The 21,344-nt window shown below is 52.7% G+C and carries 18 protein-coding genes; 12 read left to right on the top strand and 6 right to left on the bottom strand.

Annotated features, from left to right (window positions below; genetic code table 11):
- Positions 1-45: 45 nt before the first annotated feature.
- Genes MKZ07_RS12965 through MKZ07_RS12955 form a run of 3 tightly spaced genes read left to right on the top strand, consistent with a single transcriptional unit; the run spans position 46 to position 5,388 of the window.
- Entirely contained in the window at positions 46-954 is a 909-nt protein-coding gene (locus MKZ07_RS12965) for an ABC transporter permease (protein WP_036698599.1), read from the top strand.
- A gap of 13 nt (positions 955-967) precedes the next feature.
- On the top strand, positions 968-1,846 hold the full coding sequence (locus MKZ07_RS12960; protein WP_036698597.1) for a carbohydrate ABC transporter permease: 879 nt from the start codon (positions 968-970) through the stop codon (positions 1,844-1,846).
- A gap of 56 nt (positions 1,847-1,902) precedes the next feature.
- On the top strand, positions 1,903-5,388 hold the full coding sequence (locus tag MKZ07_RS12955) for a glycoside hydrolase family 2 TIM barrel-domain containing protein (RefSeq protein WP_341026050.1): 3,486 nt from the start codon (positions 1,903-1,905) through the stop codon (positions 5,386-5,388).
- Between the two features lie 3 nt (positions 5,389-5,391).
- On the opposite strand, the gene MKZ07_RS12950 is transcribed toward MKZ07_RS12955, so the two are convergent.
- Together MKZ07_RS12950 and MKZ07_RS12945 are read right to left on the bottom strand one after the other, a co-directional pair.
- Entirely contained in the window at positions 5,392-6,438 is a 1,047-nt protein-coding gene (locus MKZ07_RS12950) for a sugar phosphate nucleotidyltransferase (protein WP_341026048.1), read from the bottom strand.
- A gap of 15 nt (positions 6,439-6,453) precedes the next feature.
- Positions 6,454-7,269: a DUF6492 family protein gene (locus tag MKZ07_RS12945; protein WP_036698594.1), complete on the bottom strand. Its 816-nt coding sequence runs from the start codon at positions 7,267-7,269 to the stop codon at positions 6,454-6,456.
- Between the two features lie 218 nt (positions 7,270-7,487).
- Between MKZ07_RS12945 and MKZ07_RS12940 the strand changes: the two genes are divergently transcribed.
- The 6 genes from MKZ07_RS12940 to MKZ07_RS12915 all read left to right on the top strand — a co-directional run bounded on the left by MKZ07_RS12940 (position 7,488) and on the right by MKZ07_RS12915 (position 14,749).
- Positions 7,488-8,243, top strand: coding sequence for a YheC/YheD family protein (locus MKZ07_RS12940; RefSeq protein WP_036698591.1), 756 nt, complete (start codon positions 7,488-7,490; stop codon positions 8,241-8,243).
- A gap of 392 nt (positions 8,244-8,635) precedes the next feature.
- On the top strand, positions 8,636-9,655 hold the full coding sequence (locus MKZ07_RS12935; RefSeq protein WP_036698589.1) for a LacI family DNA-binding transcriptional regulator: 1,020 nt from the start codon (positions 8,636-8,638) through the stop codon (positions 9,653-9,655).
- 125 nt (positions 9,656-9,780) lie between these two features.
- A complete protein-coding gene (locus MKZ07_RS12930; RefSeq protein WP_051493881.1) occupies positions 9,781-10,776 on the top strand; it encodes an ABC transporter permease in 996 nt (331 codons plus the stop codon).
- A 73-nt stretch (positions 10,777-10,849) separates the two neighbouring features.
- Entirely contained in the window at positions 10,850-11,677 is an 828-nt protein-coding gene (locus tag MKZ07_RS12925; protein ID WP_143804221.1) for a carbohydrate ABC transporter permease, read from the top strand.
- Positions 11,678-11,710: 33 nt separating this feature from the next.
- Positions 11,711-13,351: a sugar ABC transporter substrate-binding protein gene (locus MKZ07_RS12920; protein ID WP_341026044.1), complete on the top strand. Its 1,641-nt coding sequence runs from the start codon at positions 11,711-11,713 to the stop codon at positions 13,349-13,351.
- 51 nt (positions 13,352-13,402) lie between these two features.
- Positions 13,403-14,749 (top strand): glycoside hydrolase family 30 protein, encoded by a 1,347-nt coding sequence (locus MKZ07_RS12915; RefSeq protein ID WP_341026042.1) that lies wholly within the window; start codon positions 13,403-13,405, stop codon positions 14,747-14,749.
- A gap of 673 nt (positions 14,750-15,422) precedes the next feature.
- Here the strand turns inward: MKZ07_RS12915 and MKZ07_RS12910 are convergent.
- Both MKZ07_RS12910 and MKZ07_RS12905 read right to left on the bottom strand, forming a co-directional pair.
- Positions 15,423-15,629 carry a helix-turn-helix transcriptional regulator gene (locus MKZ07_RS12910; RefSeq protein ID WP_036698582.1) on the bottom strand — a complete coding sequence of 69 codons (207 nt, stop codon included), beginning with the start codon at positions 15,627-15,629 and terminating at the stop codon, positions 15,423-15,425.
- A 206-nt stretch (positions 15,630-15,835) separates the two neighbouring features.
- Positions 15,836-16,852, bottom strand: coding sequence for an ABC transporter substrate-binding protein (locus MKZ07_RS12905; RefSeq protein WP_341026041.1), 1,017 nt, complete (start codon positions 16,850-16,852; stop codon positions 15,836-15,838).
- Positions 16,853-17,066: 214 nt separating this feature from the next.
- Here MKZ07_RS12905 and MKZ07_RS12900 point away from each other — a divergent pair, with 214 nt between their 5' ends.
- A complete protein-coding gene (locus MKZ07_RS12900) occupies positions 17,067-17,582 on the top strand; it encodes a hypothetical protein (RefSeq protein WP_036698579.1) in 516 nt (171 codons plus the stop codon).
- A 70-nt stretch (positions 17,583-17,652) separates the two neighbouring features.
- On the opposite strand, the gene MKZ07_RS12895 is transcribed toward MKZ07_RS12900, so the two are convergent.
- Positions 17,653-18,927, bottom strand: coding sequence for an MFS transporter (locus MKZ07_RS12895; protein ID WP_051493880.1), 1,275 nt, complete (start codon positions 18,925-18,927; stop codon positions 17,653-17,655).
- A gap of 10 nt (positions 18,928-18,937) precedes the next feature.
- On the bottom strand, positions 18,938-19,573 hold the full coding sequence (locus MKZ07_RS12890) for a TetR family transcriptional regulator (RefSeq protein WP_341026039.1): 636 nt from the start codon (positions 19,571-19,573) through the stop codon (positions 18,938-18,940).
- A gap of 163 nt (positions 19,574-19,736) precedes the next feature.
- On the opposite strand from MKZ07_RS12890, the gene MKZ07_RS12885 reads away from it, so the two are divergent.
- Both MKZ07_RS12885 and MKZ07_RS12880 read left to right on the top strand, forming a co-directional pair.
- Positions 19,737-20,777, top strand: a complete 1,041-nt coding sequence (locus MKZ07_RS12885; protein WP_341026038.1) for a LacI family DNA-binding transcriptional regulator — start codon at positions 19,737-19,739, stop codon at positions 20,775-20,777.
- Between the two features lie 96 nt (positions 20,778-20,873).
- Positions 20,874-21,092: a hypothetical protein gene (locus MKZ07_RS12880; protein WP_143804213.1), complete on the top strand. Its 219-nt coding sequence runs from the start codon at positions 20,874-20,876 to the stop codon at positions 21,090-21,092.
- The last annotated feature ends 252 nt before the right edge of the window (positions 21,093-21,344 follow it).

Genomic DNA, 21,344 nt, shown 5'->3' with positions numbered 1-21,344 from the left:
AGCCCCGGCCTAAGACCGTGCAGTTGCAGCAAAGGAGAGAGGAATATGCTTAAAACCAGACTGGGGAAAGACATCCTGCGTAATAAATGGCTGTATCTGATGGTGCTGCCAGTCATCCTATATTATGTATTGTTCCACTATGTTCCGCTCTACGGGACCATTATCGCCTTTAAGCAATTTGTCCCTTCCCAAGGGATCTGGGGCAGTGAATGGGTCGGATTCAAGCATTTTGAAGCTTTTTTCTCCAGTATCTACTTCATCCGTGTCATTAAGAACACAGTTCTGCTAAGCTTCTTCAATCTGCTGATCGGTTTCCCGGCACCCATTATTCTGGCTTTGCTGCTGAATGAATTGAAAAGCCCGCTTTTCCGCCGGATCACGCAAACGATTACGTACATGCCGCATTTTATAACACTCGTGGTGGTGGCAGGAATCGTACGTTATTTCACTTTATCGGATGGTTTGATCAACGATGTTATTGCCTTTTTTGGCGGGGCACGGATTTCGTTCCTGCAGCAGCCTGAATTTTTCCGACCCATTTATATCATCAGTGAGATCTGGCAGCAGATCGGCTGGGGCACAATCATCTATCTGGCGGCCATTACCGGCATTGACCAGCAGCAGTATGAGGCAGCCAAAATTGACGGAGCCACCAAGGTACAGCAGATCCGCCATGTTACCCTGCCCGGTATCCTGCCGACGATTATGATTATGCTGATTCTGGCGCTCGGAAATATTATGAATGTCGGATTCGAGAAAATCATTCTGTTATACAGCGCCAGTATTTATGAGACGGCTGATGTCATATCCACATTTGTATACCGGAAAGGAATTCTGGAATTCAGCTACAGCTACAGTGCAGCGGTAGGCCTGTTCAACTCCGTCATCAATTTCACCATTCTGCTGCTCGCCAACTCATTCAGTAAACGCGCAAGTAAGAACAGTCTCTGGTAAGGAGTGCACACCTATGATTAAAGCGTCGCTCGGCGAACGTGTCTTCGATATCTGCAATTCTATTATTATGGTTCTAATGATTATTCTTACACTCTATCCTATGCTATATATCTTGTTCTCCTCCTTAAGCAATGGGAACCGGCTGGTCTCCTTCAACGGTATCCTGCTGTGGCCGCAAGGCTTCTCGCTGGCAGCTTACAAGGCGGTGCTGAACAATCCCGTAATTCTGACCGGCTTCAAGAATACACTGTTCATCCTGGCGGTAGGACTTGTCATTAATATGACGCTTACTGCCCTGGGTGCCTATTTCCTGTCCAGAGAAGGGGTTATGCTGCAAAAGCCGATTATGTTCTTCATCGTATTCACTATGTTTTTCCAGGGAGGACTGGTGCCATTCTACCTGATCGTGAAGTCCTACGGCCTGCTCGACAGCTTGTGGGCATTGATTCTGCCAACGGCGGTGAGTACGTTCAACTTAATCATCATGCGCACTTATTTCATGGCGATACCGAAGGAACTGGAGGAGTCCGCCTTCCTGGACGGTGCAGGCCATTTCACCATTCTGTTCCGCATCTTCATTCCGCTGTCCATGCCGGTGGTTGCGGTGCTGATTCTGTATTACGGCGTAGGCCACTGGAACAGCTGGTTCAACGCCATGCTTTTCCTGCGTGACCAGAGCCTGTTCCCGATCCAGCTCGTGGTCCGAAACATCATTCTTGAGAATGATAATGCCAGTATGCTGGGGACTACAACACTGCTCCATAGCCGTGATGTGACCGAAACGCTGAAATATGCGGCAATTATCGTAAGCACAGCGCCGATCCTGCTGCTGTATCCGTTCCTGCAGAAGTATTTCGTCAAGGGCGTAATGGTTGGCGCATTGAAGGGATGAGGCATGAAGTCATTCAGGAAGCTTAGCTGTAGTGAGGATAAGGAGGACGTATAGCCATGAGTCTAAAAAGGAAACTCAGCAACGGCTGGCAATTCAGCAAGCAGCCGCTTCATTCGGAGCTTGCCAAGGTGGCCGCAGATGCGGACTGGATTGCTGTTACGCTGCCGCATGATTGGCTGATCTATGATACCCGCAACCTCTACGAGAATGGAGAGGGCTGGTACCGCACCCGCCTCCGGTTCGATGCAGTGCCGGTGAATGAGCTTGTGTTCCTGCGTTTCGAGGGAGTGTATATGAACTCGACACTATATGTGAACGGACAGGTGGCAGGGGAGTGGAAATATGGTTACTCCACCTTTGAATTCGAGATAACTCCGCACCTAGTCGCCGGAGAGAATGAAATCTATATGCGCGTGATCCACGAATCGCCCAATTCCCGCTGGTACTCCGGTGCCGGAATTTACCGGCCCGTCTGGCTAAAGACGGTGCCGAAGACGCATATCGCCGCTGACGGGCTGTATATTGCAGCCAGGACAACGGAAGGTCAGGCCTGGACTGTAGATGTGGATGCTGAGCTGCATACCGCTGAAGCTGCGGGCTCAGGGACGAAGATGAAGCTGCGGCATAGCATTCTGGATGCAGCAGGAACCTTAGTTGCCGGGCAAGTTACTGAGGTGACGGTGCAGGGTGAATTAACCGTACATACCCACAGCCGCCTGACTGTTGACCAGCCCTTGCTATGGGATATTTCAAGTCCCAATCTCTACTGGCTGCAGACCGAACTGCTGGTTGAGGATGAAGTGATCGAAGTGGAGAGGGAGAGGTTCGGCTTCCGGACCCTGGAGCTGGACAGTAACGTGGGCTTCTCCCTCAACGGGCGTCATGTCAAAATATATGGAGTCTGCCAGCATCATGACCTGGGCGCTCTGGGGGCTGCAGTGAACAGAGCGGCGCTGCGCCGCCAGCTCGTCCTGCTGCAGGAGATGGGAGTCAACGCCATCCGTACCGCGCATAATATGCCGGCGGTAGAGCTTATGGAGCTGGCCGACGAAATGGGCCTGCTGATTGTGACGGAAGCCTTCGATATGTGGGAGCGCAGCAAAACGCCTTATGACTATGCACGGTTCTATCCGCAGTGGTGGAAGCGCGATATCGCCAGCTGGGTGCGGCGGGACCGCAATCGTCCAAGTCTGCTGATGTGGAGTATCGGCAATGAGATATACGATACCCATGCAGACAGCCGCGGCCAGGAGCTCACCCGGGAGCTGCAGGAGGAAGTGCTGATTCATGATCCGCGGGGCAATGCCTTCGTTACCATCGGCTCGAACTATATGCCTTGGAAGAATGCGCAGAAATGCGCGGATATCGTCAAGGTGGCAGGCTACAACTATGCGGAGAAATATTATGAGCAGCATCACAAGGAGCATCCGGACTGGATCATCTACGGCAGTGAGACCTGCTCGACAGTGCAGAGCCGGGGAGTCTATCATTTCCCGCTGGCTCAATCTGTGCTTGCCGATGATGACCAGCAGTGCTCATCGTTAGGGAACAGCTCTACCAGCTGGGGCGCCAAAAGCACGGAGGCCTGTATCACCGCAGACCGGGATGCATCCTTCTCGCTGGGACAATTTCTGTGGACGGGCTTTGACTATATCGGGGAGCCTACCCCGTATCACACCAAGAACTCATATTTCGGACAGCTGGATACCGCCGGCTTCCCTAAGGATTCCTATTATATCTATCAGGCGGAATGGACAGATTACCGTACGCATCCGATGATTCATATCTTCCCGTACTGGGATTTCTCGCAGGGCCAGCTGATAGATGTGCGTGTATGTTCGAATGCTCCGCGCATCGAGCTGTTCTTGAATGAAGTCTCGCAGGGCAGCGTGGATATCGACCATGCTCATGGACACAAGCTGCTTGGCGAATGGCAGCTGCCTTATGCGGACGGTGTCCTGCGGGCGGTGGCTTATGATGGGAAGGGGGAGGTCGTTGCTGTAGAGCAAATTTCCTCGTTCGGAGATGCGGCTTCGCTTGTCCTTGCTCCCGACAAGCAAGTAATTACAGCAGACGGTACGGACCTTATCTTCGTAACGATCAGCACTCTGGATCAGGAGGGACGTCCGGTAGCGAATGCCAATAACCGCGTTCACCTCAGTGTGGAGGGTCCCGGACGATTGATCGGTCTGGATAACGGGGATAGCACGGACTATGATTCTTACCAGGACGTAAGCCGCCGCCTATTCAGCGGCAAGCTGCTGGCAGTGATTGCCGGAACACTGGAGGCCGGAACGATTACGCTGCGTGCGGCTTCGGCGGGTCTGGCTTCAACTGAGCTTACGCTGCAATCGGTGCTTCCGGCAGCGGGAACGACCGCTGAAGATGAGCTGTACCTGTATGCACATTATCCGCTGGAGGCGGATGCGTCCTCCGGTCATCCGGAGAGCGGCAGCGAAGAGGAGATCCCGGTCCGCAAGCTGGAGATCGTCTGCCCCGGGGGTAATATTCTGACGCCTGATCGCCCGTCGCTTCCAGTCCGTGTTAAGCTTCATCCTCAGGGGGCCACTTGGCAGGATGTCGAGTGGCGGATTACGAATGCCGCCGGAATTGATGCCAATATCGCCACTCTTGAGACGAACGGCCATGAAGCCGTAATCACGGCCTTAGGTGACGGAGAGGTATACATCCGCTGCGGGACAGCCAATGGCGCTGACGGGATTCGGCTCTATTCGCAGATGGAATTTAAGCTTACGGGCTTCGGGCAGGCTTATCTGAATCCCTATGAGTTTGTTTCATCAGGATTTAACAGCAGCCACAGCCGGAATCTGACCAACGGCAATGAGCGGGGGGTTGCCACCGCCCGCGAAGGGGAGAGCCTGATCTGCTTCGAACGGATCGACTTCGGCGGATATGGGGCCGATGAGATTATTCTGCCGATCTTCTCGCTGGATGATCAGGAATTTCCGGTAGAGATATGGGAAGGCATGCCCGGGCAGCCCGGTGCCGTGCGGCTCACAACCGTGACTTACCATAAGCCTTCCCTCTGGAATGTCTACCAGGAGGAACGGTATACGCTGCCCAGACGGCTGACGGGGATTACCTCGCTGTTCTTCGTTCTGCGCAAGAAGATTCATTTGAAGGGCTTCACGTTTGTCAGCAAGACCAAGGCGTTCGAGCGTCTGGATGCACTGGCCAACACTGCAGTCTACGGCGATACCTTCACCATAACGGAGGAGGCCGTCGAGGGCATCGGCAACAATGTGTCGCTTATATTTGCCGGAATGGACTTCGGCGCAACGGAATGCTCACGGATCCTCATCTGCGGACGCTCAGCGCTTGCGAACAATACAATGCAAATTCTGTTCAGCGGTCCTGCCGGTGAATCGAAGCAGCTGATTGAATTTGCCGGCAGCGCCAGCTATATGGAGCGTGAATTCACGCTGGAGCCGCCGGTAAGCGGCAGCCAGACCGTCACCTTCCTGTTCCTGCCGGGCAGCCGGTTTGACTTCAAGTGGTTCCGGTTCCTGCCCTCTGTCTAGCCATCAGGGATATCCCGAACAGCCATCATCCGGTGTTTGAGATTTCCCTTTTTGTTTATGGCGGTCAGACGCCAGAATATCCTTGATCATGTTAGCGTTCTTCTTATCTGCGATTAGAATGCCTTCGGGACCGGCTATGGCGACTATACCGGAGACCCCAATGACATGCAGCGGCACCTCCAGCTCATTAATAAGGTGACTGTCCCCGCATTCTCCCCATAGCCCGCCTACTCCAATGACCTGTGATGGCAGCTTGGCCGTCAGCGTATCCCAGCTTCCCAGGTCGGACCATTCCCCTTCATGCCTTACGACAACAGCTTTGGTGCTGCGTTCTGCCACTTCCTTGTCGAAGCTGCGGACCGGAAGTCCTGGATACTGCGCGGTCAATGCTGCGAATTCCACAGGCAGCCCCAGCCTCTCCAGATGCTCCAGCAGGAAGCTCAGCCGCGAAGCGAACACCCCGCAATTCCATAAGGCCTTCTCCCGCATCAGCTCCAGGGCTTTAACCTTATCCGGCTTCTCTGCAAAAGATAACACCTGAGCATACCCGCCAGAGTCTTCCTGTGCCGGGACGATATAGCCGTATTGCTCCGAGGGATAAGAAGGCCTCGTTCCAAGCAGGAGGAGTTCGGCCTCAGAATCGGCCAGAAGTGCCTCGAATTGATGGAACTGGCGGAAGAAATCATCATCTGCGTACATGTCGGCCGGAGCGATACAGATGATGTCCTCCGGCTGTGCCTTTCCGGCTGCAAGCAAGTGCAGCGCCCCAAACGCGGCAGCAGTGAAGGTCCCGCGCTTGCACGGCTCTCCGATTACCGGATAATTGCTTCCGGTATACCGCTGGGTAAGGGCCACCTGCTCCTGATGGGCCACGAGCAACAGGGATTCATCCAGTCCGGCCTGACCGAGCTGACGGCATACCCGCCCGATCATGGATTCTGTGCCCCCGTCCGGTGCAGGCAGCAGCGGCAGGAACATCTTGGAGCGGATGCTGCTGGACAGGGGCCACAGCCGCTGGCCGGAGCCGCCGCACAGAAGAATAGTATGCATCAATATCTTGCCTCCTTAAGGCTTGCCCGGAGTGGAGTATCCCTTGCGCTGATGGAAAGAGAGCGAACGGTAAGTCCCGGCGTACTTGCGGATTTGCGCCTCAGTCAGCGAGCCCGCCGGGGTCTTCAGCGCTTTATTATTGGCATTTTTGAGCAGCACAGAGGTGCGATTGGTGCTGTACACGTAGTTGGCATAGGTCTCGAATTCAGAGAAGCCGAACTGCCGCTTCTTGTTGATGGAGTGCAGAATAGCCGCATGCCAGGACATGCCGTGACGGGCTTCAATTTTTCTTTTGAGACTGGCCAGCTTCGCGGACTCAAACAGCATGTAGTGGGTCACGAACGACTTGGGCGAAGGCGCAGGTACACCGAGCAGCTTGCGGTAGGTGCGGAAATACTCCGGCTGGCTCCAGCTGCGGCAATAGAAGATGCTTTTCCCGCCGGAACGGAAGCGATGGGGACGGATAAGCACCGTATCTGCATCAATGACTAGGAAGTATTTCTCGCGGCATACCTGATCCCCATTCATCTTGAGCAGCTGCTGATACAGCCAGCCAGACCGGTTCCAGCGGGAGGAGGAATAACGGATTGCTTTTTTGGTGAATGGGAGGACGGTGGTTTCATTGACAAAGACGCAAGCTTTCCGGGAGCACAGCTGTCTGATTCTACTATTCTCCGGCGAGATAATATAGATATTACTGATAGGGTGCTGGACATAACGGCGAAGACTATCAATCACATAAGGGAGGGTGGCGAGGTCCTTTTCGATAGCAGGAATCAGGATGTCGATCGGTGGAGCGCTTGAGGTTACACTTACGGCAGGAAAGGACATGGATTCATCTCCATACACATATTGACATTTGAACGTCTTCACTAGGGTATGCCTGCGCAGCTGTGGTGGAGAGGGCAATTATCCTGCACTAAGTTAATCTTTTCATACGGGGCAAATGATATATTCCATGGCATCTCTACCGGCATAGGATGCAGTGAATATGTTTTTTTATGTAAAAATGGAGCGGAGTCTCCCAGCCCGGACAGGAGAGTGTATAAGTGACAGCCAAACAAGTTCATTCAGGACTGAGCAAATGGTATAAGACACAACTGCTGCTTAAGAACGAGACAATCAAGGGGTTCATCCCCGATACCCGGAGATTTAACAGGCGTAATCTGGAGCAGATGATGCACAGCTATGGAATGATCTATATCAAGCCGGAACGGGGAACGTATGGCATGGGCGTGATCCGCGCAGAGCGGAAGGACCGGCAGGGATATATCTATCAGTATGAGGAGACCGTGCGCCGGTTCGCTACGTTTGATGCTTTTCATCACAGTCTGGCGGCAAGAATCGGCAAGAGGAGCTATCTGCTGCAAAAAGGTATCCACCTGCTGAAGCATCACGGGCGCCGCTTCGATATCCGGGTGATGGTGCAGCTCAGTCCCAAGGGCGTATGGGAAGCTACCGGAATTATCGGGCGGCTCGGGCACCCGCGCAAAATTGTGACCAATTACCACAGCGGCGGTAAACCGACCGCAGTGGAGCATTTGCTCTCCACCCATCTGTCTGCGCAGCAGCTTGTGCAGCTTAAGGGGGACATGAACCGGCTGGGCACACGCATAGCGCAGCAGTTGAAGAAGACTTATCCGCACCACCGGCAGTTCGGTGTAGATGTCGGACTAGACCACTCACTGAAGCCGTGGATTATTGAAGTAAATATGAATCCTGATCCATACATTTTTAATCAGCTGAAGGATAAATCCATGTACCGCAGAGTAATGCGTTACCGGCGTTTGGGCTTGACCAAATAATACGATATGCCAAAGGAAGGCCTGCCAAGCTAAGGAAGGCCTTTCTTTGAAATATAAAAATGTATAGGGTTCACGCTATACATTATCTTTCTATTTCTCGCCGAAACGGTACCGTCCTTTGAAAGGACGGCAAAGCCGTTTCCACTTGGCATAAGTCTGCTGTGCACCCTCACTCCCGCATAGCTAAATCCCGCTGTCTTATAGTAAAATAAGATGAATTTAATGACATAGAAGTTATTGTATGCTAGACAGAGGTTAGGCCTCACGTCCGGCGGGCAATAATGAGCGGAAAAGGTGGATGGACAAGAAAATGAGAAAAAGTGTTGTGTTTAAAGCGGTTTCATGTTACTTTATAGTCAATAAAAACGTTTTTATCAAAAAGGAACATTGATATGGCTAAGATAACGATCAAGGATGTCGCACGGGAAGCCGGGGTCTCCATCTCGACGGTCTCCAACGCCCTGAATGATGTAGATGTGCTGAGCCCGGAGACCAAAGCCCATATTCTGAAGGTGGCCCAGCGCCTGAATTACGTTCCGAATCTGAACGGCAAGCTGCTGAAATCGGGGACCACGAAGATGCTGGGATTCTTCACGACAAGTGTGTCCGGTCCGTACTTCTACAAGCTGGTAGAATCCATGTCCCGTCAGTGCGACCGCATGGGCTATGGCCTGAATGTATTCGTCACCAAGGACAAACAAGTTATTATGAGCAATATCCTCGGACGGCGGGTGGATGGCGTCATTATCTATGAGGAGCTGGGCATTGACGAACAGGACATTGCCGCTATGAAGAAAGACAAGATTAAGGCGGTGTTTCTGGACCGGGTGCTGGAGGATGAAGGGATGGGCAGCATTATCTTTGATTCCTACGAATCAGGCTATGAGGCTACGAAGTATTTAATCAGCCTGGGGCATAAGCGGATTGCCTATATCTCCGGCGTGGATACGATGTTCGACAGCGTGCAGCGGAAGGAAGGCTATCTGGCCGCGCTGCGTGAATACCAGCTTCCGGTGGAGGAGGATTTTATCCTTCAGGGGTATTTTGAAGAGGATAGCACCTATAATGCCGTGAAGTCTTACCTCCGTCTGCATCCCGCGAGAGTCCCTGACGCCTTCCTGGCCGGCAATGATATCAGTGCAATGGGCTGTATTCAAGCGCTCAAGAGCTACGGTTATGAAGTGCCGCAGGATGTCAGCGTGATGGGCTTCGATGATATTGATATCGCCCCTTATTATTCGCCGCCGCTCACGACGGTAAGGAATCAGATTGCAAGACAGGGCATGCTGGCGATTGATCATCTGGTCCGCATGATTCAAGACAAGGAGCAGGGAGCAGCACAGAAGCTGCAGGGCGAGCTTGTCGTAAGAGGCTCAAGTCATGTGAAGCTGGAGCGGAAGGACCGCAGATAGAGGGCAGCTTGTGAAACTGATTTTACAGGAGGGGGATTTTTTGCGCCAAAATAAAAACGTTTTTATTGCCTTGAGCACCAATTTGAGCACCATCCGGATATCTCAATGGAGAGGGGGACAAGATCATGAATAAAACATCAGCGTCTGCTGCATCAGCTTCCATCCCGCCAGCGATCCCGCCGTCCGCCAAGAAGCCCATGGGGCAGCGGATCAAGGATTTTGTAACCGATTACAAAAGGCAGTGGGAGATTCAGTCGATGGTGCTGCCGGGCATTATTTTTATGATTATTTTTTGCTACATACCCATCTACGGGCTAACGATTGCTTTTAAGAATTACACGGTCATCGATACCTTATCCACTGCACCCTGGGTGGGGCTGGACAACTTCAGGATTATTCTGTCGGACGAATATTTCTGGGATGCGGTCGTCAATACGCTGGGCATCAGCTTCCTGAAGCTTGGGATCGGGTTCATCATTCCGATTATTCTCGCCATTATGATCTATGAGCTGAACATGGGCCGCTTCAAAAAATTCGTCCAGACGATCTCCTATCTGCCGCATTTCCTGTCGTGGATCGTCCTGGGCGGGATGCTGATCACCTGGTTCTCTACGTCCGGCTTGTTCAATGAGCTGCTGTTGAATCTCGGGCTGATCTCGAAGCCGTCCAACATCCTGCTGGATGCAGGCAAGTACTGGTGGATTGCCACACTGTCGGATATCTGGAAGGAAGCCGGATGGGGCACGATTCTGTATCTGGCCATTATGGCTAAAATTGACCCCACTTACTACGAAGCGGCCCGGATTGATGGAGCTGGCCGGCTGCGTCAGATATGGAATATCACCCTTCCGAACATGAAGGCGATCATCAGCCTGAATCTGATTTTGACGGTAAGCGGCTTACTCGGCTCGAATCTGGATCAGACGCTGGTCTTGATGAACTCGCAGAACCGGGCCAAGGCTGAAGTCATCAATTCCTATGTCTACCGGATGGGGATGACGCAGGGCGATTTCTCTTATGCTACGGCTGTCGGCCTCGGTGTCTCCATTGTGTCGGTAATCCTGCTGCTTATGGCCAACAAGGTCACCAGTAAATTGAACGATAATCAATCCGTGTTGTAGAGGGGGCGCTAGAGTGAATCGGAAGGTCATACGGGAAGGTCTCGACAGCCGGATCTTTGATGCGGTGAATAAGATGCTGTTGATCTGCTTCATGGTTATTATCCTCGTTCCCTTATGGAACGTAATTATTTCTTCCCTTAGTTCAGGCAGGGCGCTTGCCGAGGGCGGATTCATCTTCTGGTCCAAAGAATTCTCGCTGGAGAATTACCGGGCGGTCTTCAATGACAGCACGATCGGTCAATCCTTCGTTGTCTCGGTCGCCAAGACGTTCCTCGGGGTAATCACTCACGTGTTCTTTTGCGCAATGATCGGCTACGGTCTCAGCAAAAGATACATCCGCGGCCGCAAGCTGTATGTGGCGATGGGCGTGATCACAATGTTTTTCTCCGGTGGAATGATTCCGACGTATCTGCTTATCAAATCGCTCGGGCTGCTGAACAGCTTCTGGGTGTATATTATCCCAGCCTTATTCAGCTATTACGATGTGGTGATTCTGATGAACTTTTTCCGGAACGTGCCGGATTCGCTGGAAGAGTCGGCCAAGATTGACGGCGCAGGCGACTGGCATATTTTCCTCAAAATCTTCATTCCGCTGTCCATGCCCGCGATGGCAACCATCGCCCTGTTCAACGGGGTGGGACAATGGAACGACTTCATGACCACGAAGCTGTATATCACCGATCAGGCGCTCTACCCGCTGCAGATGAAGCTGTATGAGATTATAGTGCAGTCGCAGACCCAGTCCATGCAGAATATCGGCGGCTCCGTCGTCATTGAGACCACCACGAAAGGGGTTCAGCTGGCAACTATTGTCATTACCACACTGCCGATTGTTGCGATGTATCCCATTCTTCAGCGGTACTTCATCTCCGGCATGATGCTGGGAGCGGTCAAGGAGTAGAAGAGGTTCACTACATTATAGGAGGTCATGAATATGATCAAGATGACAAAAGTTCTCGGCACAAAAACGCTTAAACCCGCGCTGCTCCTGATGGCAGCTATGCTGGTAGCGGCAGGCTGCAGCTCAGGCGGCGGCAACACTAAGGCGGTAGAGGTGTCCCTGGACAACCGGTATACGGTAGACCCCGAGACTCCGGCCTGGCAGCTGGATAAGAAGAGCGAGACTACGGACTTAACCTGGTATGTGAACGCGGACTGGTGGAATACAGACTTCGGCAAGGATGTAGTCACCAAGAAGATCAAAGAGGATCTGAACATCAACATCAAGTTCATTACCGGGGACGATACGAAGCTGAATACGTTCTTCGCGGGCGGCGATATGCCGGATCTGTTGACGATCTTCGACTCCAATTCCCCGGTTGTGCAAAAGGCCGCGACCTGGGCGCTTCCGCTCAATGAGCTGGCGGAGAAGTATGATCCGTATTTCAACAAGGTGGCCGCTGCCGACACGCTGAACTGGTTCCAGCTGAAGGACGGCAAAACCTACGGTTATCCGAACTATTCCAATACACAAGCGGATTATGACAGCGGTAATATTCCGGCGAAGACGGCTTTTGTCATCCGCAAGGATGTGTATGAAGCGCTGGGCAGCCCTGACTTCGGGACCCCGGAGGCCTTCAGGAAGTCTATGAGCGAGATTAAGGCCAAGTTCCCGGACATGATCCCCTTCGGGTTCAATGCCATCGGGGAAGGGACCGGTTCACTCGGGGATGCGCTGCAGGATTTCATCGGCGTTCCGCTGGAGACAGAGGACGGCAAGTTCTACAACCGCAATCTGGATGAGGATTATCTGACCTGGCTGCGGACGCTGAATGCCGTGTACAGAGATGGGGCGATCAGTGATGATAGCTTCGCGGATGACGGAACCGGCTTTGAGGAAAAGGTAAAGTCCGGCAAATATGCGGCCATGCTGCTCGATGGTACGCCACAGCAGGGCGGCAATCTGCAGATTTTCATGAGCGCCAATCCCGGTAAGGAGTATATGGCTGTTGACGGGCCGCAGAGCACCGTAGGTCATCAGCCGACATTGAATCAATCCGGGATTACCGGCTGGATGATCAATTATATCACCAAGAACTGCAAGGACCCGGCCAAAGCGATTCAGATCTTCACCTATCTGTTGAGCGAAGAAGGGCAGAAGCTGATGAACTACGGGATTGAAGGCGTAACTTATAAATCCAACCCGGACGGTACGGTTGAGCTGCTGCCGGAAGTGAAGGACCTGCAGCTTAATAATGCGGATAAGTTCAAGAAGGACTACCGCATGGGCGAATTCATGTTCTTCGGACATGACCGCCACAAAGCGCTGAGCAAGGACGCGTTCCCAGAGTCGATTAAGCAGATGCAGGAATGGGGCAAAGGCAAGCTGAAGCCGCATTTCATCCTGGAGAATATTAACCCTGATCAGGGGACGCCGGAGGCCCGTGGCCAGACGGCCATTAATACGAACTGGAACACCACGCTGGTCAGCATGATCCGTGCCAAGGACGAGGCTACTTTTGACAGTACGCTGGCCGATCATGAAGCATTCCTCGACAAGAACAACTGGAGCAAGATTGTTGAGGTTCGCAGCGAGAAGATGAAGGCCAACAAGGAAAAGCTGGGCATTAAGTAAGCAAGGTGCAGGGGGAAGGCCCGCTTAAGTAACAGGATGGAGGGAAAGAATATGCGTGAAATTATCATATACCGGTCCAGCGGGGAGAACAGCCTGTTCGTGAAGCAGCCTGCTGCGGCGCTGCCGCAGGCTCCTGCTGGCAGAGTTACGGTTACTGTAGACATTGATGCAAGTAAGACCTATCAGGAGATGGATGGCTTCGGGGCTTCCTTCACTGATTCGTCCGCCTACCTGATTCATCAGGTGCTTGACGCCGGGCAGCGGACAGAGGTTATGCAGAAGCTGTTCGATCCGCAGGAGGGCATCGGCCTGTCCTTCCTGCGAAATCCCATGGGGGCCTCGGATTATGCAAGAACGGTCTATAGTTATAACGACCTGCCTGAAGGCGGGAGCGATCCGGAGTTAGCCCGATTCTCCATCGCCCACGATGAAGCGGACATCATTCCTCTGGTGCAGGAGGCATGGAGGCTGAATCCTGAGCTGAAGCTGATGGCCTCCCCCTGGAGTGCGCCGGGATGGATGAAGACTAGCGGCTCGATGATCGCCGGGCGGCTGAAGCCGGTGTATTTCGGAGTCTATGCGGATTATTTTGTCCGCTATATTCAGGCCTATGCCGCTCATGGCTTACCTATCTATGCTGTTACTGTGCAGAACGAGCCGCTCTATGAGCCGCAGCATTATCCCAGTATGCTGATGCTGCCGGAGGAGCAGCGGGAGTTCATCCGCGACTATCTGAAGCCTGCCTTCCGGCAGCACGGGCTGGCCGCCAAAATCTTCTGCTACGACCATAACTGGGACCGGCCGGATTATCCGCTGTCTGTGCTGGAGGAAGCCGCAGCAGATGTCGACGGCGTAGCCTGGCACTGGTATGGCGGTGCGGCGTCCGCGCAGTCGGAGGTGCTGTCGGCTTACCCGGATCATGAGGTCCATTTCACCGAAGGCTCCGGCGGGGAATGGATTCCTCCGTTCGAGGAGGCCTTCTCCAATGTGATGCGCACGGGAATTGAGATTCTGCGGAATCACAGCAAGTCATTCGTGCTATGGAATATGGCCTTGGATGAGCAGAACGGCCCTACGGTGCCCGGCTTCGGCGAGAGCACCTGCCGCGGGGTAGTGACGGTCAACCAGCAGACCCGGGAGCTGACTTATACCCTGGACTACTATGCACTGGCACATTTCAGTAAAGTAATCCGCCCGGGGGCAGTGCGCCTGGAATCTGTCGCCAGCCATGAACCGGTGCGCTCCGTAGCCTTCCGCAACCGCGACGGGTCCATCGCAGTCGTCCTGTTCAACGACGGGGAGACGCCGGAGACCGTGGCTGTGCGGCTGGAGGGGAAAAAATTACTGACCTTTGATATCGCTGCGAAGGGTGCGGTTTCAGTGAGGGCGGGCAGGTAAGAGGGAGTGGAAATATAGGCTGGACGAAGACTTAGGCTGCCGGGATTTTCCCGGGCAGCCTAAGTCTTTTTGACGAGGAGTAGTGCGATGGTACATGGGCGGAATGTATGCGGAAAAGCGAACACATTCGGCGCTGCATGGGTACGTGGGCCAATTGTAATCGGAAAACCGATTACAATGCGCTGTCGCGGGGCATGTGGACCGAATGTAATCGGAAAACCGATTACAATGAGCACACTGGGGTACGTGGGCCAAATGCATGTGAAAAACTGAACATAATAAATGTAGCGTATCCATGTTGCGCATGGTTAATGCCGAACGCTGTGGAGTTGCCCGGAAGGGGCCTGCCAACTCTATAATCTTTTATCAAAATATCTTAAGGCTGCTAGTTCGATAGCATCCCGCATAAAGAGTATAAGCAGTAAATAGGTTAGTAAATTGCTAATAGACATTGTAAATTGAATGTCGGTGAATAGGGTGACAATTAATCCGATACAAACTACCAGATTGAGTAAGTTATTGTAGTGCATTGCTGCATTATTGGCCTTACTCTGGACCAATTTCCACCGTTCATCATTTTTATATTTCGTTATTTTTACAGCCTTGAAGAGTTGTAGGGAAATAGTGCATACCACTACAAACACTATTACTATAATCATTACGATTTGGTAAATCATTCTTCTTCCTCCCCTGGTATAAATACTTGATCAATGGATACATTGAACGCCTTCGCTATATTGAAAGCCAGCTCCAGCGATGGGGTATATTTATATTTCTCAATGGATATTACGGCTTGCCGGGAAATTCCGACCTGCTCTGCCAGATCGGCTTGTGTCCAGTTTCGTTCAGCTCTCAACACCTTAATGCGATTTCGGATCAATGTAACGGACTCCTTTCTTAATGTAATCAACCAGTTACATTATTAGTGTAATCAACCCGTTACATTTTGTCAATAAAAGGATGGTGTTCCTCCTACTAAACCTGTCGACAAAGATAAAGGGATGTTTCGCTGTAGCCATTGAAATGGCTGCGGAACATCCCTTTTTTTGGTGCAGAGAATTAGTCGTACGAGTTTGTCTGATAAGCTTACTTAGCACCCTTGCTGCCAAAAATCTCAACGATCTCATCCAGCAGCCGGTTTAGGGTAATCGGGTCATCGAAGTTATATTTGCTGTCGAAGGTGTATACACGGCCTTCCTTAACGGCAGGAATCGCTTTCCATAAACCGGTGTCCATAAGTGCGTTCTGTCTCGCAACTGTTTTGCTGCTGGTGTCGGTAAGGAGGAACATATGCTTTCCGATATACTGTGGCAGCACCTCGTCGGATATGGTTACGAACCGTTCGTCGGCATCGACAAGCTTCTGTACGCCTTCTGCCGGCTTGAAGCCAAGTTGTCCGTACAACGTTTCGTTCAGACCTTTACTGCCCATAATGTACAGCTCCGAGCCAAGCACAAGCAGGGAGGTGGCTGTATCGCCTTCGGTCAGGTTGAGCTGCTTCTTCACGGAGGCAACCTTCGTCTTATAATCATTGAACCAGCGGTCCGCAGCTTCCGTGCGGCCGAACAAGTCAGCGAGTTGCCGGACACGCTCCTCCGTCGGGAAGGTGCCGTCAAGGCCCACCACCACGGTTGGCGCGATTTTACTTAACGCTTCAATCCCGGTCTCGTCCCAATCGTCGAAGATAATCAGGTCCGGGGATAAGGCCAGAATCTTCTCAGCAGAGAACGGATAACCGATGTCCTCAATCCCTTCGAGCAGATCGGGGTAAGCCACCTGAGTACCGATGACGCTTAGCGAAGCACCTGCAGGCTTAATGCCTAGTGCAAGCAAGTCACCCGGATTACTGCCTACATACACAATCTTCTGGGGCTGAGTTGGAATTTCAACCTCCCGTTTCTTGTAATCGGTATACATCCGTGTTGCAGCAGCGGCTTCCGTGACAGCCGCCTTGCTGGCCTCAGGCGCTGTGGTTGCCTGACTTGTGGCGGCGGCTGTAGGAACTGACGCAGTAGTTGTATTATCTGGCTTGCCGCAGGAAGCCAGGATCAAGGTGAAGAGAAGCAGTGTTAACGGGAGTACTAATTTTTTGAGGCTTGGCATGTGCAATGCTCCTTAAGAGAGTATGTATTATAATGATTATGATAATCATTATCACTTAATTATGATAGAGACGAATAGCTGCGTTGTCAATCCTTAAGCTGCTTTTAGCTCATTTGGAAAAATAACTGAAGGCTGTTTTCTGCTGATGAGAAGCACCCGACGCAATAAAATGATAGAATAAAAGTCATAGTCTTATACAGGGAGTGAATTTCTTATGAAAAAGATTGCTGCCGGAGTCATTGCCGGAGCGATACTGATGGTGGGTGCGCAGGCGCTGGGCGCTTCTGCAACACTGGTAGGAAAGGCCATTCAGGCGGAGTATACGATAAATGTGTATGGGAAGAAGCTGGCCGATCCGGCTATTGTTATTGACGGCAAGAGCTATGCGCCCGTGCGCGCCATCGGCGAACTGGCCGGATTCCAAGTGACAGTGAAGGGTAAAACGATCAGTCTGGACGATAAAGGGCGGGCGGCTCCTCCTTTGTCTGACGAGAGAAGCTCGCTGGTTGGTCCTGTGCCGGTTAGCCCCCCTGATCCTGCCATAACTGCGGCCAAGAGTAAAATTGATATTATTGACGACAAAATCGATACCGTGGTTACTAACATCCTGACCACCAGCAGCCTGTTGAAAACGAGTCCCGGCAATGCCGAGCTCAAGCAGAAGCTGGAACAGTACAAGGAAGAGTACGCCGATCTGCTGAAGCAAAAGGACCAGGAACTGCAGAAATGAATAAGTTGCCCCGTAGCCATGAGTGACGTTGATTATGGACTGCGGGGCTTTTTGCTCAGAAATACATGTTCTAGCTAGCACGCTCAGCCGCCGAATTGTCACCCTTATTTAAGGAAAGTCTGCGGACCAGCGGCGGCAGAGCGAAAGCGTAATATACACTAACCAGCAGCGTACATACCGCCAGAAGATAGTGCAGCCAAGTGATGGATACAATAGCCGGAAAAGCAAAGGCAACCAGCCCAAGCGCCAGCGAATGGCCGAGCATCATAATGGGCTCAATCAGAGCATTAACACGCCCCATATTCCTCGGGATGACCAGCTCCGGCAGCCAGCTGCCGATAGCGATATTCACAGGAGCAATGCAGAAGCCTTCTATGAGAACGAGCGGAAGATAGACCCAGACGCTATTCGCCGAGCCCAGCGCAACAATGAGCAGGCTGGACAGCAGCAGTCCGGTGATCAGCACCTGGCTCCGTGTGAACCGGCGGATCAGCGGGGAGGCTGCCAGGCTTCCGGCCAGATACCCGATGCCCAGGCACAGATTAATGAGAGAGGCATGAAGCATGTAGGAACCGGGACTGAGCTTGTATTTCATTGTAAAAATAGGGAGAACCGCAAACACCCCATTGACGATCCCGAAGAACAGGAAGCCGGAGATGAGCGTCAGGAGCAGCCTGTGACTGAGGATATAACGAAGACCTTCCAGGAAATCCCCGATGAGCCGGGGAAAACGGATATCCCTCAGAGCGTGGTGACCGCCGGGCATCCGTACATCCTCATGGAACCGGCAGCTTAGAATGAGCAGTCCGGAGAGGAGGAAGCTGATGCCGTCGATTAGAATGGCACCCTCAATTCCAAGGAAGCGGTAGGCGAATGCGCCAAGGCTCATGCCGAACAGCATGAACAGTCCCATAATCATCTGGTTCAGGCCAACAGCCTGCACATATTGCTCCTGGCCGATGCTACCCTGCAGCAATCCCATCTCGGCAGGACCGAAGAACTTCGCTACGGCACTGCGCAGGAAGAGCAACAGGAAGCATAAGGTCAACAGCTCGAAATGTAAGGCAACGAGGAGCAGCAGAGTTAATCCCGCCCTGATCCAATCGCTGTATACAGCGATACGGGCGCGGTCAAGCAGATCGGCGATAACCCCTACCAGCCAGAACACGGCCAGGGTAGGCAGAGAATACATCAGTTCAGCAGTTGCCGCCAGCGCCGGACGGGTACTGAAGTGATCGACCAGATAGTAGGCAAAGGCCATATTTCCGACCACTGTTCCGAGCTGGGAAGCAAAGTTGGCCAAGAACAGCCTGGTGAAGACAGGGTTGCGAAAAAGCGCAGACATAAGTTGCCTCCTATTCCAGAGCCGGACGGGGCCCGGGGTTCAGCAGCTGCTTCAGATAATCTAGCAGCGCTTCGATCTGCAATTCCGTATGGGCAAGCTCGGCTCCTACAGCCAGGGTATGCGTTGCTATCCCTTCCTGATAAGAAGCTGTAATTCTTGCAATCTGGTCGAGTGGCAGCACAGGGCTGAATTCCCCGCGTTCCACTCCTGTGCGAAGCAGTGCTTCTAAGCGTGAAAGACCTGTCTCGTAGCGTTTCAACAGGAGGATTCGCCGCTGCTTATCCCTTGAGCCGCCAAGAAAATACTCATAGAAGGCCGGCAGAAAGCTTCCGCCCGGCATCTGCATTAGGTCAGCCTGCTGATCGGCATACATCTGCCGGATAACATTCCAGATCATAGGTTGTCTAGCTGCCAGTTCTTCCAGGTAAGCCTCATGCTCTATGTCCTGCTGATCCAGCAGCGCCTCGAAGATTTCCGCCTTGGTTTGAAAATACAGATAGATCCAGCCGCGGCTCATCCCGGTTTCATCCAGGATATCCTTGAAGGTAGCGGCTTCATAGCCTTTGGCAGTGAACACCAGCTTCGCAGCATTCAGGATTTTGGAGCGCCTTTCTTCCTTCTGCTGATCGGAGATTCTCGGTGACATTCGGATTCCTCCTTGTTTATAATGACACGTGCGTCATTTTTATTATAATGACACGGTTGTCATTTTTCAAGCGGCAGTTTGACTCAGATATCAATAATTAGCCATAAGAAGCTATACAGGTTTTTATAACACGTGTTATACTTCCCTTGAGGTGCTGAAAAGTATGAGTAAAAAAAGAGTGACCAGCTTCGATGTAGCTAAACGGGCGGGCGTGTCCCGCAGCGTAGTCTCTGCGGTGCTTAATGATACGCCTGGCATTGGTGTTGGAGCCGATACGCGTGAGGCTGTGCTGGAAGCCATCCGTGAGCTGAATTATCATGTGGATGCTGGAGCACGCAGCATGAAGACGGGAAGAAGCATGACACTTGCCGCTTATGGGGATACGCGCCATCCGCTGTTCATCCGGCTGCTGGAAGGGATGCAGCGGGAGTGTGAGCTGGGCGGGTATCACATCCTGCTCTGTTCTCCGCGCCCCAAGGGGAATGCGGGCGGCAGGGCCGAGCTGCTGGAATTGTATCACCAGCGGAAGATTGACGGGATAGTCACCCTGGACCACACCAGCTACAAGGATGAGGAGTGGGCGTCCCTTGTCAGCGCTGCCGGAGTCCCCTACGTCTCCGTGGAAGGGTATGCGGAAGTGCCGGGTGTATGTTCTGTACTGGCTGATTATTCAGGCAGTGTGGAGACCGCAATGAATTATTTGATGCGGAAAGGCACGGCACAGCAGCCGGGGCCGGTCTACGCCGAGGTATATCATGCGCTTGACACGGATAACTGGGCGGAACGGAACCGCCGGGAGGCCTACACAAGCTGGTGTACATCGCGTGGGATGGAGCCGGTAATCATTCGTTTGGAGGAGCATGGCGGCGAGTGGGCTGATTGTCTCCAGAGGCTTGCGGCGGTCAGCGGTCAGCCGTCTGCGCCGCTCCTGGTTAACTGGTCGAGCGCGATCCCCGATCTGTATCGGGCTGCTCATAAGCTGGGCCTGCGGATCGGCGAAGACCTGCGTATTATGGCAGCAGACAACACGATTCAAGGCGACCGGCTCAGCCTGCCCTCCTTAAGCTGCGTAGAGATCCCCTATGTGAGTATGGGGGAAGAGGCCGTACGCTGCCTGCTCGCGCAGATGAGCGGAGGGAGTGCAGCAGGGCAGGCCGAGAAAATCTGGCTCCCGGCCGTGTTGAAGGCGGGGGAAAGCGCATAAATGGTGGTGCAAGTAAAACTAAAGTGTTAGCTGCTGGAGGTATTGGAGATAGTCCGGTTGGTGGCGTGGAGTGCGCCGGGTGGGCTGGAGGCAGGAATGAGAGGGATAAATCCCTCTGAGTCGGCTGAAAGTGGGCTGGAAGCGGGAGTGAGAGGGATAAATCCCTTTGAGTTCGCTGAAAGTAGGCTGGATGCGGGAATGAGAGGGATAAATCCCCTTGAATTGACTGGAAGTAGGCTAGACGCTGGAATAAGAGGGATAAATCCCTCTAAGTTGACTGGAAGTAAACTAGATGAGCTAGTGGAGATGGGCTAGGTGAGCAAATGAGGAGCACAAGTGCCCCTGAATTTGCTGAAAGTGAGCCAGATGAGCGAATGAGGAGCACAAGTGCCCCTGAATTTGCCGAAAGTTGGCTAGACGAGCGAATGAGGAGCACAAGTGCCCCTGAATTTGCTGAAAGTGAGCCAGATGAGCGAATGAGGAGCACAAATGCACCTGAATTTGCTGAAAGTGAGCCAGGTGAGCGAATGAGGAGCACAAGTGCACCTGAATTTGCTGAAAGTGGGC

It is taken from the genome of Paenibacillus sp. FSL P4-0338, assembly GCF_038002365.1.
In the GTDB taxonomy this organism is placed as follows: domain Bacteria; phylum Bacillota; class Bacilli; order Paenibacillales; family Paenibacillaceae; genus Paenibacillus_AQ.
Note: the sequence above shows the minus strand (reverse complement) of the source record. Positions and strands in the feature narration are given on the sequence as shown.

Excerpts from the sequence above, each read along its gene's own strand:
- MKZ07_RS12880 (WP_143804213.1), top strand. The coding sequence starts at position 20,874 with ATGAGAGGGATAAATCCCTCTGAGTCGGCTGAAAGTGGGCTGGAAGCG.
- MKZ07_RS12955 (WP_341026050.1), top strand. The coding sequence starts at position 1,903 with ATGAGTCTAAAAAGGAAACTCAGCAACGGCTGGCAATTCAGCAAGCAG.
- MKZ07_RS12895 (WP_051493880.1), bottom strand. The coding sequence starts at position 18,927 with ATGTCTGCGCTTTTTCGCAACCCTGTCTTCACCAGGCTGTTCTTGGCC.
- MKZ07_RS12935 (WP_036698589.1), top strand. The coding sequence starts at position 8,636 with ATGGCTAAGATAACGATCAAGGATGTCGCACGGGAAGCCGGGGTCTCC.
- MKZ07_RS12930 (WP_051493881.1), top strand. The coding sequence starts at position 9,781 with ATGAATAAAACATCAGCGTCTGCTGCATCAGCTTCCATCCCGCCAGCG.
- MKZ07_RS12945 (WP_036698594.1), bottom strand. The coding sequence starts at position 7,269 with ATGTCCTTTCCTGCCGTAAGTGTAACCTCAAGCGCTCCACCGATCGAC.
- MKZ07_RS12890 (WP_341026039.1), bottom strand. The coding sequence starts at position 19,573 with ATGTCACCGAGAATCTCCGATCAGCAGAAGGAAGAAAGGCGCTCCAAA.
- MKZ07_RS12915 (WP_341026042.1), top strand. The coding sequence starts at position 13,403 with ATGCGTGAAATTATCATATACCGGTCCAGCGGGGAGAACAGCCTGTTC.
- MKZ07_RS12950 (WP_341026048.1), bottom strand. The coding sequence starts at position 6,438 with ATGCATACTATTCTTCTGTGCGGCGGCTCCGGCCAGCGGCTGTGGCCC.
- MKZ07_RS12920 (WP_341026044.1), top strand. The coding sequence starts at position 11,711 with ATGATCAAGATGACAAAAGTTCTCGGCACAAAAACGCTTAAACCCGCG.
- MKZ07_RS12960 (WP_036698597.1), top strand. The coding sequence starts at position 968 with ATGATTAAAGCGTCGCTCGGCGAACGTGTCTTCGATATCTGCAATTCT.
- MKZ07_RS12925 (WP_143804221.1), top strand. The coding sequence starts at position 10,850 with ATGCTGTTGATCTGCTTCATGGTTATTATCCTCGTTCCCTTATGGAAC.
- MKZ07_RS12905 (WP_341026041.1), bottom strand. The coding sequence starts at position 16,852 with ATGCCAAGCCTCAAAAAATTAGTACTCCCGTTAACACTGCTTCTCTTC.
- MKZ07_RS12965 (WP_036698599.1), top strand. The coding sequence starts at position 46 with ATGCTTAAAACCAGACTGGGGAAAGACATCCTGCGTAATAAATGGCTG.
- MKZ07_RS12885 (WP_341026038.1), top strand. The coding sequence starts at position 19,737 with ATGAGTAAAAAAAGAGTGACCAGCTTCGATGTAGCTAAACGGGCGGGC.
- MKZ07_RS12900 (WP_036698579.1), top strand. The coding sequence starts at position 17,067 with ATGAAAAAGATTGCTGCCGGAGTCATTGCCGGAGCGATACTGATGGTG.